Consider the following 17,308-nt stretch of genomic DNA (forward strand, 5'->3'; position numbering starts at 1 on the left):
TAAATAAAATTCTAATGAACATTTACATTGCAGGTTTGAATTTCAGCACTACTGACGCTGATTTGAACGATTTATTTTCAGAGTATGGAGAAGTTTCTTCGGCAAGAGTTATCACAGACAGAGAAACAGGAAGATCCAGAGGATTCGCTTTCGTAGAAATGCCTGATGATGAAGCAGCCCAAAAAGCCATTGATGAGTTGAACGGTGCTGAATATGACAACAAGACTATTTCCGTAAACGTAGCACGTCCCAGAGAAGAAAGACCGCGTAACGGTGGCGGTAATCGTGATAGAAGAGGCGGTTACAACTCAAGAAGATATTAAGATTTTTGCGATAAGCAAGAGAGGGTGTACTTTTTTTCGAGAGTACACCCTCTTTTTGTATTCCACCGGCTGCCATCTTCTTCATTACTCATTAAAAACACATAAAATCCCAATTTTCATTTACAGTCACAAATAAAAACATTATCTTTACCGAAAATAACTTTGAGTATTCACTTAAAACGTAAAGATTATGGCAAGTAGAAAGATTTTGAAGAAAAACGTCAATTATATTGCAGGCGAACTGTTCATGGAATGTCTCGTAAACAGTCTATATGTACCTGGAGTCGATAAGCAGAAAGCAGATGTGCTGATGGGAGAAATCCTGAAAATGCAAAATGAATTTATAAGCCGTATCAGCCATACCGAACCGGGAAATGTAAAAGGTTACTACAAGAAATTCCGATCGGATTTCAACACCCGGATTGACGAAATTATTGATGCAATGGGCAAATTAAAGTAAGGGATGAAGAAAACTTTCTATGGTTTTATCTACTATCGTCTATTGGGTTGGAAAACTAATGTAACGGTTCCCGATTATGACAAATGTATAATTTGCGCAGCGCCTCATACCTCCAACTGGGATTTATTTATAGGCAAACTGTTTTATGGAGCTATCGGCCGCAAGACCAGTTTCATGATGAAAAAAGAATGGTTCTTCTTTCCGCTGGGACTGATATTCAAAGCTGTAGGCGGTATTCCCGTAGATCGGGGGCGCAAAACATCTTTGGTAGATCAAATGGCTGCAAAATTCGCTTCAAGCAAGCATTTTCATCTTGCCATTACTCCGGAAGGAACCCGTAAAGCCAATCCTAATTGGAAAAAAGGATTTTATTACATTGCACTCAAAGCCCAAGTTCCCATCATGCTTATCGGGATCGACTATCCCTCAAAAACTATCACATCTACCAAGGCTATCATGCCTACCGGAGATTTAGACAAAGACTTGCATGAGATAAAGTTATATTTTAAAAACTTCAAAGGGAAAAATCCGGAAAACTTCTCTATCGGGAACATTTAAACAGTTGACAATTAGTGATTGATATACTTCATCAGGAATTTATTTATGGACCAATTACGTGTCACCATCCTGCAGACGGACATTATTTGGGAAAATAAGCAAGACAATCTCCATCATCTCCACGAAAAGTTAAAAAAGCTTTGTGGCGAGACGGAGATTGTTGTTTTACCCGAAACGTTTTCTACCGGCTTTAGCATGAGCACCGGTCATTTGGCCGAGCCCGTCACAGGAAACACAATCACCACTTTATGCCAATGGGCTGTTGAATATCAACTGGCAATTGCCGGAAGCTACATTGCCTGTGACCGTCCTGCCGCAACCAATGCCCATCCAAGTTATTACAACCGTGCCTTTTTCCTCTCACCCGAAGGAGAAAAACATTTCTATGATAAACGACACTTATTCCGCATGGGAAATGAGACAGAACATTTCTCCGCCGGCAACCATCGCATTATTATCCCATATAGAGGTTGGAACATTCTTTTGCTTATCTGTTATGACCTCCGCTTTCCGGTGTGGAGCCGCAATGTAAATAATGAATACGATCTTCTGATTTATGTTGCCAACTGGCCTCACTCTCGCCGCAAGGTATGGGACATCCTGCTACAAGCGCGTGCTCTGGAGAACATGAGCTATGTCTGCGGAGTCAATCGTATAGGCACAGATCATAACCAACTGCCATATAGTGGGGGCAGCATTGTCTATTCTCCCAAAGGAGAAATTCTGGCAAGTGTGCCCGATAACGAAGCAAGGGCTGCTACCGCAACCCTTGACCTATCTGTACTGAAAGAATTCAGAAAAAAATTTCCCACATGGAAAGATGCGGATAGCTTCACTATTTTCTCAAATAGTAATTCACAGTAGTCACTACACGAATACTTTTTATATAAGGAGTATTTGCATCACGGTCGGCAATGGAAAACTGTCCTTGTGAAGCATCCCGTATTTTACCCAGACTGCTGTCCGAATCTTTTGCGAACTTCTCCGCTGCTGCACGGGCATTTTTTGTAGCTTCTTCTATCATCTGCGGCTTGACACTATTCAATCCTGTAAACTCATAAGTCACATTGTAACGATAATCTCCTCCGGTGATAGCGATACCTTGTTTAAGCAGTTCGGCTTGCCCGGACATCAGCTTTCGCACTTTATCTACATCCTTGGAAGTCACTGTAATGACAGAAGTGGCATTATAGCGATAAGGCACATTACGATCTCCATAACGTTCTGCCTGCATATCAATTACTTCCGGAGGAGCAATGCTGATTTCATCCTTTGCAATACCATTGCTTTCCAGAAATCTCACGATAGCCCCATTCTTTTTTTCCATATTTGCGTAAAGAACGGCAGGATCATCGCCAATATCCCTATACATCAAAGGCCATACCACTTTATTGGCAGGAACTTCCATTTCGGCCAATCCCTTTATACTGACCACACGATCCTTATCTTTAAAATCATTAATGCCGTTTTTTATCATTACACCCAGCATGATGATGCCTATGGTAATGATTATGGCCTCTACTCTCCAATTTTTCATACACGAATAGTTTTAGTTATTAATTTGCCAAATATAGCGAAAAAAGACAGCAAACACATTCTATTTAACAATGATTATTCATCTATAGCATGTTTCACTCCTGTTTCATATCCATCGAAGGTAGCACGAAGTATCGATAACATGTCTTGCCGGAAAGATTCGGGAGAAAGCACAGCCAACTTATCCCGATGCCAAAGCAATTCCTGCTTCAAATCGTATGTGGGTCGTACAAATATCTCAAAATCCGTATAGTCGTCCGTATGCTCCACTTCTACCTGCGACGAATGAAGCGGTGCATCCTTCAGATAAGCATTTTGCGGCCAAAAAGCACGGTAACGAATGGTTATCGGCTCAAACTGGCGAATAATGCCGAAACAATGTTCAAAATAGATTTCCGGCTTCAAAATCTTTTTCAACCCGGAAGAGAACTTAGCCTTCTCTCCTTCAAGTACTTCTACACCGGTCATTCTTTCCAACGCAAATGTACGGGTATAATTCCGCCCTTTGACCTCACCTATCACATACCAACGCTGCTTGAAAAGACGGACAAAAGCCGGATAGAACACAATGTCGTGCGGAATCTGATAATGTGACTTATAAGTAAAGCGCAACGTGCGTTTTCTGTCTATGGCATCCATTACATCTTGTAGCAGGCAAGCAGCAGGCGGAGCAGGTTCTATCATCACATCTGCATGCTGATTAACGCGCTGAGCCAGACAAGACACACGAAAAGCACTGAGCAACCAATTATGCAACTCACGGCCTTTGAAATCTTCAGGCCAAATCAGCTCGTAACGATTGGTACTCTTATTGCATTCTATATCCACATACATCAGAGAACAGGCTTTCTTGTAATAACGAAGAAAACTCCGCGCTGTCAGCGGTATGCCCTCATCATTGGCCGACGATCTCATCCAACGTTCTTGAATCTCAGACAAAAGCAGCGATTGCTTGCCAAGCGTATCAATCAGCCACAAACAGAATTTATACTCATGAATCATTGTGACTAATCTTCATCATCGTCCGACTCGCTTCCATTTATATGTTTCAACATAGCCGAAGCATATCCCTTATGCGCATAGCGTTGTTTATACCGATGAATATTATTAGGAACAAATTCCATATACCCATCTTCGGCCTCATGAGGTGCCAAATCTAACAGCCCGATCAAAAATGTCGCATCAGGTACTGAAATATTGAATCGTTCAGCGACGGCCTGCCGACCTATACCATAAGTTATTTCCCGTATATGCTTCTTGGTTATCTCATTCGTATTAATATCCGAATACTTTTCTTGAATCAGTTTTATTAATTCTTTCTCGTTCGGAAGTTTAATCCTTATTCCATTCCATGCTACACTGCTCAAATTCACACTACCATTTTTAGCCCATTCAGGAATTTTATATGTACCGGTTTTCCTCATCGATTCTTTAATTTTAATCTTTGATTCAGGAGAGATTTTTAAAGTATCTATTGCCTTATACATATAAGGAAGAAAAGGACGTCTGCATATACTCCGCAACAAACGTCTTTCTTGATTAATGCTATCATTTCCAAATGGAATTTCTTTCCCTCTCTTTATTATCTGCAAAATCCTGTTTAGTCCACACAATATTAGTAAGCAAACCCCTGCAAGCAAAACATACAACCAATCAGATGATGCGCTTTCATCACCATTCCGAATATCCGGATTCACAACCTTTTGCATATTAGAAGTTTGTATTGTGTCACACACAGCATATTGTCCGCCTTTTTCTATATTAACCAAAGCGTAGCGCAAGTCACGAAAACTTACCACTATTGGTTCACTTACATTTGCAACCTCAATAATAAAAGCACTATCCGGAAAGCTATATTTATGCGTAATGTAATTTTTTAATGTATTTGCACGCTCCCTACTTAATCGCTTATTAAAAGACACTTCCCCTTCCGGAGACGCAGCACCCACCACTTTGACGTATAATTTTTGTTTTAAATCAATTAAGGAACACAAAGAATCTATTTGAGACAGGATAGCATCATTTTCTCTAAACCAAGGTTTTATCTCCGACTCTCCAAATCTAAAATAGAGTTTAAAATGAGACATATCATCCGCAGATACTGACATGCCACAGAACATCAGTAATGATAAGCAAACAAATAGTTTCCGTAAACACTTCACAATTTTTTCTTCTTTCATAATCTTCTTTTTTTAGTAGTTTCGAAATAAAAAAGGCGCGAACCTCCACTTCCTCTTATTTCTCGTAAGTCAGGCTCTGGTAAACCTTTTGTCAAAGAAATAAGCAAGCAGAAATTCACGCCCGTGCGGGTATGAACAGTGCTTGGACTTATTTACTCCTGACAAGAAAACGATGTTTACCAGACTTCGACTTTCAGAGCAATACGTCCATGACGTTCAACAATATTTTTCGAACCTTCGATCCGCTTTTCTCCGTTTCTTTGGTTCTTGATGCAAAACTAAGAAACTTTCCTTAAAAAGCGTGCTGGAACGAACAAAATATCGGAATACTGCTTGCTTTTTATCTTTTCGAGATATCCTAACCGGAGGCAAAAATAAGGAGAGATACCGCCAAAAACGGTCCGTGTGTGGATAAAACTAAATAGCACAAAGAAAAATACAACAGGGATATGGTATCCCGCACAATAAGCTGACTATCAACGGTTCCATACTGTATTACCAATAAAGTATCGCTGTACTACCAATAAAGCACTGATAAAATGTCGCAATACAAAGTATAAATCCCAAGATACCCTCAAGCAGTGGCAGCAAGGTGCGCACGAAGGATACTCTTTCAGCGTATTGTTGATATGCTTGCCCACCGTCTTTACATCACGAATGAGTGTGTAACTTTGTAACATGACATCAAGTTACATGTAACATTTTAATTTCATTTCTTTGTAACTCATTTATTATCAGATAAAATACAACTTTTTTGGAAAACAGATGGCGTGATGCCGACAGACGATGTACTTTTCTGCATTGCATGCCTCAAGACATTGTTTTTTTAGAGTATTTAATAAAATACCTAAAAAAGAGGAGTACATATTACCCAAAAAGTATCTACTTTTGTAGTCAAGAAACGATGTCGAAGCGACAACAATTAATAATTTAATAACTCTAACCCCTAAATCCTATGTTGACTCAACTTATCAACGCCCGCATCCTGACCCCTCAAGGATGGCTTAAAGACGGTTCCGTACTTATCAGAGACGGAAAAATTTTAGAAGTAACCAATTGTGATCTTGCCGTTATCGGTGCACAATTAATAGATGTAAAAGGTATGTATGTACTGCCCGGAGGTGTGGAAATTCATGCACATGGCGGTGGCGGTCGCGATTTTATGGAATGCACTGAAGATGCTTTCAGGGCAGCCGCACACACTCACATGAAGCACGGAACCACCAGTATCTTTCCTACCCTTTCGTCTTCCACTGTTCCCATGATTGAACAAGCGGCTGAAACCTGCACGAAACTGATGGCCGAAAAAGACAGCCCCATACTTGGACTGCACTTGGAAGGCCATTACCTAAATATGGCGATGGCAGGAGGCCAGCTTCCCGAAAACATTAAGAATCCCGACCCTAACGAATATATTCCCATTGTGGAAAACTGGCCTTGCATCAAGCGCTGGGATGCAGCTCCCGAACTACCGGGAGCCATGCAATTCGGTAAATACATCACCGCAAAAGGCATTCTGGCATCTGTTGCCCACACACAAGCAGAGTTTGAAGATATCCGTACGGCTTATGAAGCCGGATATACCCATGCCACTCATTTTTACAATGCCATGCCCGGTTTCCACAAACGCCGCGAATACAAATACGAAGGTACGGTAGAAAGTATTTATCTGCTGGACGACATGACGGTTGAAGTAGTTGCCGATGGTATTCACGTACCACCCACCATCTTACGTTTAGTCTATAAAATAAAAGGTGTAGAACGCACTTGTCTTATCACAGATGCTCTGGCATGTGCGGCAAGTGACAGTCAGGAAGCCTTCGACCCGCGTGTCATCATCGAAGACGGTGTTTGCAAACTCGCTGACCACTCTGCCCTTGCCGGCAGTATAGCAACCATGGACCGCCTGATACGCACAATGGTGCAAAAAGCAGAAATCCCGTTAGCCGATGCCGTACGTATGGCTTCAGAAACTCCGGCAAAAATCATGGGTGTCTATGACCGTAAAGGCTCTCTACAAAAAGGAAAGGACGCCGACATCATTGTCATGGATGAAGATTTGAATGTGCGGGCAGTATGGGCTATGGGCAACATTGTATCCGGAACAAATACATTATCATAATTTATCTTCAATATTATGCGAATGAACATTGTTTTCGTATATTTGTTGAATATAAGAACTATAAGAATGTTTTAATCATTTTATTAACAATAAAAACTTATGAAAACCAATCTAAGTTCTCAAATCACTCTCAACAGAGTCTCCCCCAGGTATTACAGACCTGAGAATGCATTTGAACGGTCAGTCCTGACCCGCCTTGAGAAAATTCCGACAGACATCTATGAATCCGCCGAAGAAGGCGCCAACCAAATAGCCCGTGACATTGCACAGCTAATCCGTGACAAACAGAAAGCGGGACGCTTCTGTGTGCTGGCACTGGCGGGAGGCAACTCTCCACGCAATGTTTATTCAGACTTGGTACGAATGCACCAGGAAGAAGGGCTGAGTTTTCGCAATGTAATCGTGTTCAACCTTTACGAATATTATCCTTTGGCATCGGATGCCATCAACAGCAACCTCAATGCCTTAAAGGAAATGTTGCTGGACCACGTTGATATTGACAAACAAAATATCTTCAGCCCCGACAGTACAATTGCCAAAGACACCATCTTTGAATATTGCCGCCTGTACGAACAGCACATTGAAAGTTTCGGCGGACTGGATGCCGCCATCATAGGTATAGGTCGTGTGGGCAACATCGGTTTCAATGAACCGGGCTCACGACTGAACTCTACCACCCGACTGATTCTGTTGGATAATGATTCACGCAACGAAGCCTCCAAAATGTTCGGAAGTATAGAAAGCACTCCGATCAGTTCCATTACAATGGGTGTGGCAACCATACTTGCCGCCAAGAAAGTCTATTTGATGGCATGGGGTGAAGAAAAAGCCAAAATGGTAAAAGAATGTGTAGAAGGTACTGTAACCGATACCATCCCTGCATCTTATCTGCAAACTCACAACAATGCACATATCGTCATCGATTTGTCTGCCGCCGCCAATCTTACGCGCATCCAACGTCCGTGGCTGGTGACTTCTTGTGAATGGAATGACAAACTCATCCGCAGCGCCATTGTATGGCTGTGCCAACTCACCGGAAAGCCGATTCTGAAGTTGACCAATAAGGATTATAACGAAAACGGCTTGAGTGAACTCCTCGCATTATTCGGCTCTGCCTACAATGTAAATATCAAGATATTCAATGATCTTCAGCATACCATCACCGGATGGCCCGGAGGTAAGCCCAATGCGGATGACACCTATCGTCCCGAACGTGCAAAACCATATCCGAAGCGTGTTGTTGTATTCTCTCCACATCCGGATGACGACGTTATTTCCATGGGTGGCACAATCCGCCGTTTGGTAGAACAAAAGCATGATGTACATGTAGCTTATGAAACTTCCGGCAATATTGCAGTAGGTGATGAAGAGGTAATCCGTTTCCTTCATTTCATCAACGGATTCAACCAGATTTTCAACAATAACGAGGATACGGTCATCAGCGACAAATACGCCGAAATACGTAAATATCTGAAAGAAAAGAAAGATGGCGACATGGATACACGCGACATTCTGACCATAAAAGGACTGATTCGTCGCGGTGAAGCCCGCACGGCCTGCACCTACAACAATATCCCATTGGATCATTGTCATTTCCTTGACCTGCCATTCTACGAAACCGGCAAGATACAGAAAAATCCGATCAGCGAAGCCGATGTAGAAATCGTGCGTAACCTGCTGCGCGAAGTGAAACCTCACCAAATTTTCGTAGCCGGTGATCTGGCCGATCCGCACGGTACACACCGTGTATGCACAGATGCAGTGTTTGCAGCCATTGACCTCGAAAAAGAAGAAGGCGCAAAATGGCTGAAGGATTGCCGCATCTGGATGTATCGTGGCGCATGGGCAGAATGGGAAATCGAAAATATCGAAATGGCAGTACCTATCAGCCCGGAAGAATTGCGTGCCAAACGAAACTCCATACTGAAGCACCAATCGCAAATGGAGAGCGCACCGTTCCTGGGTAACGACGAACGCTTGTTCTGGCAACGTAGTGAAGACCGCAACCGAGGTACTGCTGCATTGTATGACAGTCTTGGTCTGGCTTCTTACGAGGCTATGGAAGCATTTGTAGAATATATTCCTCTATAAATATTTACTAAATAAAAAGAAGAGTGAGAAGGCCAAGCCTTCCACTCTTTTTTTGTGTATTTTTGCGGCATGAAAAGAAACTTATTCCTTATCGTAACTTTACTGACCGCATTTTGCGGTCACACAGCATCTCAAGAAGTAGAACGAACCGTAGAAGAACGTTTGAAAACCTTCTTCAAAGAATATACTACCAACTCCATCAATATAGGAACTTGCAAGATGGACAGCTTCCATCTTGATTTCCGAAAAAAGAAGCTGTTTATTTATGCCGACGAACGGTTTGCCTACCAGCCTCTGCGACCGGAAACCGTAGATGGTATATATCGGTATATCGGGCAAATCCTGCCCGGTCCGGTAAACTACTTCGACATAATCCTTTTCTCCGGTGAACGCAGTATAGATGACCTTATCCCCAACCTCTACCGGAAAGGGAGAAAAGACAAGGCACGGCTGTTCAGTGATCTGGACTATAAAGGGGCTCCTTGGGTAACACGGGCTTCACGCCCCTACGAAATCAGCAAAGGATTGGAAGGAAAGCACATCGCTCTGTGGCAAAGTCATGGAAAGTATTACATCAACAACCAGGACAAATGGGGATGGCAGCGTCCACGTCTATTTTGCACCAGTGAGGACCTGTTTACGCAATCATTCATACTGCCTTACCTGATACCCATGCTCGAAAATGCAGGAGCCAATGTATTCACCCCACGTGAAAGGGATACACAGAAACAAGAAGTAATTGTCGATAATGACGGAACATTAAGCGGACAAGGAAGTACGGCTTCCATCTATCTGGACGTAAAAAGCCGGAAAGCACACTGGGAGCAGACAAACCGACCCGGATTTGCCCAAAGAAAACGAATTTACCAAGATAATGAAAATCCTTTCCTTACTGGTACAGCACGTTTTGCCAGAACCGAAAAGAAAAAAGGAAAAGCTTTTGCCGAATGGATACCCGACATCCCTGAAACTGGAGAATATGCTGTATATGTCTCTTACCAAACTTTACCAAGCAGTGTAAGCGATGCCCGATATCTCGTTTTTCATAATGGCGGCGTTACAGAATTCAAAGTAAACCAACAAATCGGAGGCGGCACATGGGTATATCTCGGCACGTTCACTTTCGACAAGGGCAAGAATGATTACGGCATGGTAGTATTAAGCAATGAAAGCCGGGAAAAAGGTGTCGTCTGCGCCGATGCCGTCCGTTTTGGCGGAGGAATGGGCAACATCGCTCGTGGCGGAAAGACAAGCGGCCTTCCCCGGTATCTGGAAGGCGCACGCTATTCCGCACAGTGGGCGGGCATGCCCTATCCCGTATATGGAGGCCGCGAAGGCAGCAACGATATGGCTGATGATATCAACGCCCGTTCACGCACAATAAACTATCTGGCAGGAAAGTCCATTTTCAATCCTACAGAAGAAGGTTTGGGAATCCCTATTGAAATGAGCATGGCGCTTCACAGTGATGCCGGCTTCAGTAAAGAGGATGAAATAATAGGTACGCTCGGCATATACACCACAGACTTCAATGGCGGCAGGCTGAATGCAGGTACAGACCGCTATGCATCACGTGACCTCACCGATATCCTGCTCACACAGTTACAACGGGATATCCGTTCCAAGTTCGGAGCAGACTGGACCCGGCGCAGCATGTGGAATCGCAATTATAGCGAGACGCGCCTGCCGGCAGTTCCCTCCACGATCATTGAATTGCTTGCCCACCAGAATTTCGCAGACATGTGCCTGGGACATGACCCAAACTTCAAGTTCACCGTAGGCCGGGCACTTTATAAAGCTATTTTACAATACCTTTGCAACCAACACGGCAAAGATTATGCGGTACAGCCACTTCCTGTCAGCCACTTCGCCATTCGCTTCGGCAAGAAGAAAAATACGCTGGAACTCTCCTGGAAAGGTGAAGAAGACCCGTTGGAGCCGACAGCATCACCACGCGAATACATCGTCTATACCCGCGTAGGACGTGGTGGTTTTGACAATGGAATACGCACCAACACCTCTTCCTACACCCTGAAAATAGAACCCGGCATCGTATATTCCTTCAAAGTGACCGCCGTAAACCGTGGTGGAGAAAGTTTCCCGTCAGAAATTCTTGCCGCCTATAAAGCCAGACGGGAGCAAGAACGCATACTTATCGTTAACGGTTTCGACCGTATCAGCGGACCTGCCATCATCAACACGCCCGAAACCGCCGGTTTCGATCTTTCCAAAGATCCCGGTGTACCCTACTTATATGATATTTCCCTCTGCGGCGTCCAGCAAAACTTTAACCGGAAAGAAGCCGGAAAAAATTTAGGAGACAGTGGAAGTGAATACGAAGGAATGAAAATTGCAGGAAACATTTTCGACTATCCTTTTGTGCATGGCAAAGCCATACAGGCAACCGGAAGATACAGTTTCGTGTCATGCAGCGACGAAGCAATAGAAAGCGGAAAGATATCCTTAAATGATTATCCGATAGTGGACTACATCCTTGGCATGGAAAAAGAAGGCAATTCCGGCAATCCTTCGGGCAATATTCATTATAAGACATTCTCATCGCCTATGCAACGTGCACTTACCGCTTATTGCCAGTCCGGCGGAAGCCTTTTGGTCAGCGGCGCATATATAGGCAGTGACATGGACACTTCACAAGGCAACCGAGAATTTACCCGCCAAATTTTGAAATACAGCTATGGGAACTCTTTGCAAACAACCGGAAGCAGCATCACCGTTCAAGGTCTGGGGCGCATCTTCAATATTGCCCGCCTGCCTAATGAGCGAATATATGCAGTAACTTCTCCGGATTGCATATTACCGACAGCTCCGGCTTTTCCTGTTATGACATATACAACAGGAAAAGCATCCGCTGCCGTAGCCTACCGAGGTGATGACTATCGCACTTTTATAATGGGATTCCCATTTGAAAGTATCGGAAATGAGACAGACAGAAATGCTATTATGGCATCTGTCCTGCAATTTCTGGGTAAAAGAAAGAAGTAATCATAAAATTAATCTTATCTTTGTTCCAAAAGAGAATATAAACATTAAACATTAATCATTAAAACATCAATTCCATGTACACCATACAAGCCAATCCCAGCGGAACCCGTAGTTTAGAAGTTTCAGAAGAAAACCTCGCAACCATTGAGAAATACGGACTTTTTCGCCACCTCATCGACAGTAACGGCATAGTAGAGGAATCCGTCCTCGAAAAACTGAAACTGAATATCCGTTCCCTCATCGCCTCGCAAGAGGAAGACAGTAAAGATCTGCTCGACCTTTGCATTGATGTGATATACCACAACAACATGAAGGCCTTTGGATTGCAGCAGCTTATCAAGCTCTATCTCGGATGGCTTTCCGACCAAGAAAACACAGAAGAGGAAAATGAGAACCATTGATACGCGCACACAAAAGCGTTATAGTCCTCTCATTCCCGCCATAAAAGCCATTTGTGAAGTCGGCAAAGATGAGACTCTGGAAATTATTATGGACGATACCGCCGCTTTCAATGACTTGAAAGAATATCTGTCCGAACAGCAGGTTGGTTTTCGGGAAATATACGATGGAGAGCAGATGAGACTGCAATTTACCAAATAAAAAAAGAACGCCCCTCAAGTATGCTGTCTGAAAGACGCGCCTGAGGGGTTTATTATTGCACTATTTTCTGCTATTGTCAACATCGACTTTAAGGGTGGTTGTACCGGCTTCGCCTATGCTTTGTGAGAGCAAAGACCATTTCCTCCACTTTTTATGGCTTCAGCTTCCACAAAAGCAAATACAGGCTGCACTTCGACATAAAAAATGAACAAGTTCATTTTATTCTGCCCTCAGTTTGCACTATCTTTGCGACATGAAAGAATATCGACTGACTGATTGGCTACCCACCACCAAGAAAGAAGTGGAGCTTCGCGGCTGGGATGAACTGGATGTTATATTGTTTAGCGGTGACGCTTATGTAGATCACCCGTCTTTCGGGGCGGCCGTCATCGGACGCATCCTCGAAGCCGAGGGACTGCGCGTGGCAATCGTCCCCCAGCCCAATTGGCGCGATGACCTGCGCGACTTCAAGAAGCTGGGACGCCCCCGCCTATTCTTCGGAATCAGTCCCGGCTGCATGGACAGCATGGTCAACAAATACACCGCCAACAAACGCCTGCGCAGTGATGACGCTTATACCCCGGACGCACGCCCGGACATGCGTCCCGAATATCCTTCCATCGTATATACCCAAATCCTCAAAAAGATATATCCCGACGTCCCCGTTGTATTGGGAGGCATCGAAGCAAGCATGCGCCGGCTCACGCATTATGACTACTGGCAAGACCGCGTACGCCCCAGCATCCTGGTAGATAGCGGTGGAGACTGTATCATATACGGCATGGGAGAAAAGCCCATCGCAGAACTGGCCGGAAGGTTGAAAAGCCGGTTGTCACCGGAGAAGGAAGGACAAGCCACCCTGACAAAAGAAGAATTCAGACAGCTCATCGCCGATATTCCACAAATGGTTTATCTCGAAAAAGGAGTGATGCCGCAAGAAGGAGACATCACCCTCTTTTCTCACGAAGAATGCCTGAAAGACAGGAAAAAAGAAGCCGCCAACTTCCGACATATCGAGGAAGAGAGTAACAAGTACGCAGCCTCCCGCATTCTTCAGGCAGTGGGCAAGCAGACCGTAGTAGTGAATCCGCCCTATCCGCCTTTGACGGAAGCGGAGCTTGACCGTTCTTTCGACTTGCCTTATACCCGCCTTCCCCATCCCAAGTATAAAGGGAAGCGCATTCCGGCATACGACATGATCAAATTCTCCGTTAACCTGCACCGTGGATGTTTCGGAGGATGTGCATTCTGCACCATCTCGGCACATCAGGGCAAATTCATCGTCAGCCGCAGCAAAGAGAGCATTCTGAAAGAAGTAAAAGCCGTAATGGCACTGCCCGACTTTAAAGGTTACCTGAGTGACTTGGGTGGCCCGTCAGCCAATATGTACCGGATGAAGGGAAGGGACGAATCACTTTGCAAAAAATGCAAACGGCCATCGTGCATCTATCCCAAAGTATGCCCCAACCTGAACACGAACCACGGACCACTGCTTGATATCTACCACGCCGTGGATGCTTTGCCCGGCATCAAGAAATCATTCATCGGCAGCGGAGTGAGATATGACCTGCTGCTTCATCAGAGCAAAGATCCCGAAGTAAACAGAAGCACTGCCCAATATACCCGCGAACTGATTGTACGTCACGTAAGCGGACGTCTGAAAGTTGCTCCGGAACATACTTCGGACAAGGTGCTCGACATCATGCGCAAGCCTCCTTTCAGTCAATTCGGAGAATTCAAAAAGATATTCGACCGCATCAACCGCGAAGAAGGAATGCGGCAACAGCTCATACCCTATTTCATCAGCAGCCATCCCGGATGCAAGGAAGAAGACATGGCAGAACTGGCAGTCCTCACCAAACAACTGGATTTCCATTTAGAGCAAGTACAAGACTTCACCCCCACTCCGATGACCGTTGCCACCGAAGCGTGGTACACTGGTTTCCACCCCTATACGCTGGAGCCGGTGTTCAGCGCCAAGACACAACGGGAGAAGCTGGCACAACGCCAATTCTTCTTCTGGTATAAGCCCGAAGAACGCCGGAACATCATCAATGAGTTGCGGCGTATAGGGAGGCAAGACCTTATAGACAAACTATATCACTAAAATACCCTTTTTATCCATGAAAGACAAAAGACATTATCTGATTGGCGCTCTGCTGGCATGCAGCCTCACCGCCACCGCACAGAACGTTCATCCGCAAGCGCTGCCCATCGTAGGCGAGCAAGAAGCAAACCCGCATGCCCTGAAAGCATTGCGCAACCTCCTCATCGAAAGGCCGGGAATTTTCACTGACAGGCAAAGTGCCGCAAGGGAACTCCGCATTTATATCGGTGAAAAAGGAGACAAAAGCATAAACAAGTACAAACGCCTGATTCCCGACCGGCCCGAAGGCTACTATCTGGCTGTGGACGACAATAAAATAGTTCTGGCCGGAAATGACGAACGCGGAACTTATTACGCCGTACAGACTTTGGCACAGTTGCTGAAAGACGGCAAAACAATCGCCACTGAAATCAAGGACTATCCCGCCATACGCTACCGAGGCGTGGTGGAAGGCTTCTACGGAACTCCTTGGAGCCATGAGGCACGCTTGCGCCAACTGAAGTTTTACGGCGAAAACAAGATGAACACCTACATCTACGGTCCCAAAAACGATCCGTACCACAGTTCGCCCAACTGGCGGCTGCCCTATCCGGAGAAAGAGGCGGGACAATTGCACGAACTGGTAGAAACCGCTAAGGAGAATGAGGTTGACTTCGTGTGGGCCATCCACCCCGGACAAGACATCAAATGGAATCAGGAAGACCGCAACGCCCTGCTTGCCAAGTTCGAAAAGATGTACCAACTCGGCATACGCTCTTTCGCTGTGTTCTTTGACGACATCTCCGGTGAGGGAACCAATCCGCAAAAGCAGGCGGAACTGCTGAACTATATCGACGAGAAGTTCGTCAGCGCCAAGCCGGACGTCACCCCACTCATCATGTGCCCCACGGAATACAACAAAAGCTGGTCCAATCCCAAAGGCAACTATCTGACCACTCTGGGCGAGAAACTGAACCCTTCCATTCAAATCATGTGGACGGGCGACCGCGTAATCTCCGACATCACCCGTGACGGAATCGACTGGATAAACCAGCGCATCAAGCGCCCGGCCTACATCTGGTGGAACTTCCCGGTATCTGACTACGTGCGCGACCACCTGCTTTTAGGACAAGTGTATGGCAACGACACTACGATCGCTTCCAGCATGTCCGGCTTCGTGACGAACCCGATGGAACACGCCGAAGCTTCCAAGATAGCCATTTACTGTGTCGCAAACTATGCGTGGAATCCCACCGGATATGATGCCCCAACGGTATGGAAAAATGCTATCCGCACCATTCTTCCAGATGCCTCCGAAGCATTGGAATGCTTTGCCACACACAACTCCGATTTAGGTCCCAACGGACACGGGTATCGTCGCGAAGAATCAACAGAATTGCAACCCGTCGCCGCACGCTTCTTGCAAAGCTATCTGCAAAACGGAACAATAGAAAAGAATGACCTGAATATTCTGAAAGACACCTTTGAGGAAATGGAAGAATCGGCAGACCGCCTACTGACCAGTACCTCCAACAAGCCACTGATAGCAGAGATCAAGCCATGGATATGCCAGTTTGAACGAGTAGCCAACTATGGCGAGGAAGTGCTGCGACTGCTTGAAAGTGAACAGAAACCGGAGGCACAGGCCTACTTCATGCGGAAATATGCCCACGTGAGGGCACTGCAAAGACAGATGTTCGCCATAGACCAGACCAGCAACCAGAATCCCTATCAACCGGGTGTAAAGACGGCCTCCAAGGTGATAAAGCCGTTGATAGACCAACTGTTTGTGAGCGCTGTAAACCGCTACAACCATGCCCACGGCACACTATTAGAGGCGGAAGCCGGCTACATGCCCCACAAGCTGACCAGTGACGTAGAGCAGATTAAGAACCTGCCGTTGCAAGTAAAAAACAACCGCGTACTCGTGTCTCCCTCCAACGAAGTGGTGAAATGGCCCGCAGGAAAAAGCGTCACGATAGAGCTTGACAAGAGCTATCCGGGCAAATCACTGCAATTGAACTTCGGAAAGAAAGAACCTTGCGACTGGGTGTGCATAGAGGTGTCGTCCGATGGCAACGATTGGCAGACCGTAAAGCTGAATTGGCAAAACGACCGACTGACAGCCGACCTGCAACAGCAACCGCTGCGATGGATAAGAGCCGTGAACGTGAGCAATGATGAACAGCAGATCTATCTGCGGCAGTTTGTGCTGACGTTAGAGGGATTGCAGAAGTAAGTCTTACACAGAGGAATGAAGAATCTTTTTTATTCTTCATTCCTCCGATTATAAAAAAGAAAGCCTCACCCGTTTACAAATACCAGAACTTCTCGTTGAATACGCCCAGG

General features: G+C 45.3%; 15 protein-coding genes. 11 read left to right on the top strand and 4 right to left on the bottom strand.

Features of this window, described 5'->3' with window-relative positions; genetic code table 11:
• The first annotated feature begins 14 nt into the window (after positions 1–14).
• The 4 genes from BACHE_RS14265 (at position 15) to BACHE_RS14280 (ending at position 2,205) form a co-directional block, all read left to right on the top strand.
• Entirely contained in the window at positions 15–323 is a 309-nt protein-coding gene (locus BACHE_RS14265) for an RNA recognition motif domain-containing protein (protein WP_013548414.1), read from the top strand.
• A 190-nt stretch (positions 324–513) separates the two neighbouring features.
• Positions 514–783 carry a hypothetical protein gene (locus BACHE_RS14270; RefSeq protein WP_013548415.1) on the top strand — a complete coding sequence of 90 codons (270 nt, stop codon included), beginning with the start codon at positions 514–516 and terminating at the stop codon, positions 781–783.
• 3 nt (positions 784–786) lie between these two features.
• A complete protein-coding gene (locus tag BACHE_RS14275; protein ID WP_013548416.1) occupies positions 787–1,341 on the top strand; it encodes a 1-acyl-sn-glycerol-3-phosphate acyltransferase in 555 nt (184 codons plus the stop codon).
• Positions 1,342–1,386: 45 nt separating this feature from the next.
• Complete coding sequence (locus BACHE_RS14280) at positions 1,387–2,205, top strand: amidohydrolase (protein WP_013548417.1); 819 nt, start codon at positions 1,387–1,389, stop codon at positions 2,203–2,205.
• Here BACHE_RS14280 and BACHE_RS14285 read toward each other — a convergent pair.
• The 4 genes from BACHE_RS14285 to BACHE_RS17430 form a co-directional block, all read right to left on the bottom strand.
• Entirely contained in the window at positions 2,177–2,878 is a 702-nt protein-coding gene (locus BACHE_RS14285; protein ID WP_013548418.1) for an SIMPL domain-containing protein, read from the bottom strand. The two genes, BACHE_RS14280 and BACHE_RS14285, sit on opposite strands and share 29 nt — an antisense overlap.
• Before the next feature lie 74 nt (positions 2,879–2,952).
• Positions 2,953–3,879, bottom strand: a complete 927-nt coding sequence (locus tag BACHE_RS14290; protein WP_013548419.1) for a WYL domain-containing protein — start codon at positions 3,877–3,879, stop codon at positions 2,953–2,955.
• A 5-nt stretch (positions 3,880–3,884) separates the two neighbouring features.
• Complete coding sequence (locus BACHE_RS14295; RefSeq protein ID WP_013548420.1) at positions 3,885–5,057, bottom strand: OmpA family protein; 1,173 nt, start codon at positions 5,055–5,057, stop codon at positions 3,885–3,887.
• Between the two features lie 476 nt (positions 5,058–5,533).
• The gene (locus BACHE_RS17430) at positions 5,534–5,737 is read right to left on the bottom strand and encodes a hypothetical protein (RefSeq protein ID WP_013548421.1); all 204 of its coding nucleotides are present in this window, start codon (positions 5,735–5,737) and stop codon (positions 5,534–5,536) included.
• Between the two features lie 275 nt (positions 5,738–6,012).
• On the opposite strand from BACHE_RS17430, the gene nagA reads away from it, so the two are divergent.
• The 7 genes from nagA to BACHE_RS14330 all read left to right on the top strand — a co-directional run bounded on the left by nagA (position 6,013) and on the right by BACHE_RS14330 (position 17,198).
• Positions 6,013–7,179, top strand: coding sequence for an N-acetylglucosamine-6-phosphate deacetylase (gene nagA / locus BACHE_RS14300; protein WP_013548422.1), 1,167 nt, complete (start codon positions 6,013–6,015; stop codon positions 7,177–7,179).
• Between the two features lie 99 nt (positions 7,180–7,278).
• A complete protein-coding gene (locus BACHE_RS14305) occupies positions 7,279–9,270 on the top strand; it encodes a glucosamine-6-phosphate deaminase (RefSeq protein ID WP_013548423.1) in 1,992 nt (663 codons plus the stop codon).
• A gap of 69 nt (positions 9,271–9,339) precedes the next feature.
• A complete protein-coding gene (locus tag BACHE_RS14310) occupies positions 9,340–12,273 on the top strand; it encodes a golvesin C-terminal-like domain-containing protein (RefSeq protein WP_013548424.1) in 2,934 nt (977 codons plus the stop codon).
• A gap of 74 nt (positions 12,274–12,347) precedes the next feature.
• Positions 12,348–12,674: a hypothetical protein gene (locus BACHE_RS14315; protein ID WP_013548425.1), complete on the top strand. Its 327-nt coding sequence runs from the start codon at positions 12,348–12,350 to the stop codon at positions 12,672–12,674.
• Positions 12,661–12,873, top strand: a complete 213-nt coding sequence (locus tag BACHE_RS14320) for a sulfurtransferase TusA family protein (protein ID WP_013548426.1) — start codon at positions 12,661–12,663, stop codon at positions 12,871–12,873. Before BACHE_RS14315 ends, BACHE_RS14320 begins: the two co-directional genes overlap by 14 nt.
• 253 nt (positions 12,874–13,126) lie before the next feature.
• Positions 13,127–14,980, top strand: coding sequence for a YgiQ family radical SAM protein (locus tag BACHE_RS14325; RefSeq protein ID WP_013548427.1), 1,854 nt, complete (start codon positions 13,127–13,129; stop codon positions 14,978–14,980).
• A 16-nt stretch (positions 14,981–14,996) separates the two neighbouring features.
• A complete protein-coding gene (locus BACHE_RS14330) occupies positions 14,997–17,198 on the top strand; it encodes a beta-N-acetylglucosaminidase (RefSeq protein ID WP_013548428.1) in 2,202 nt (733 codons plus the stop codon).
• Positions 17,199–17,308: the final 110 nt, after the last annotated feature.

The sequence above is a fragment of the Bacteroides helcogenes P 36-108 genome (genome assembly GCF_000186225.1).
Taxonomy (GTDB): domain Bacteria; phylum Bacteroidota; class Bacteroidia; order Bacteroidales; family Bacteroidaceae; genus Bacteroides; species Bacteroides helcogenes.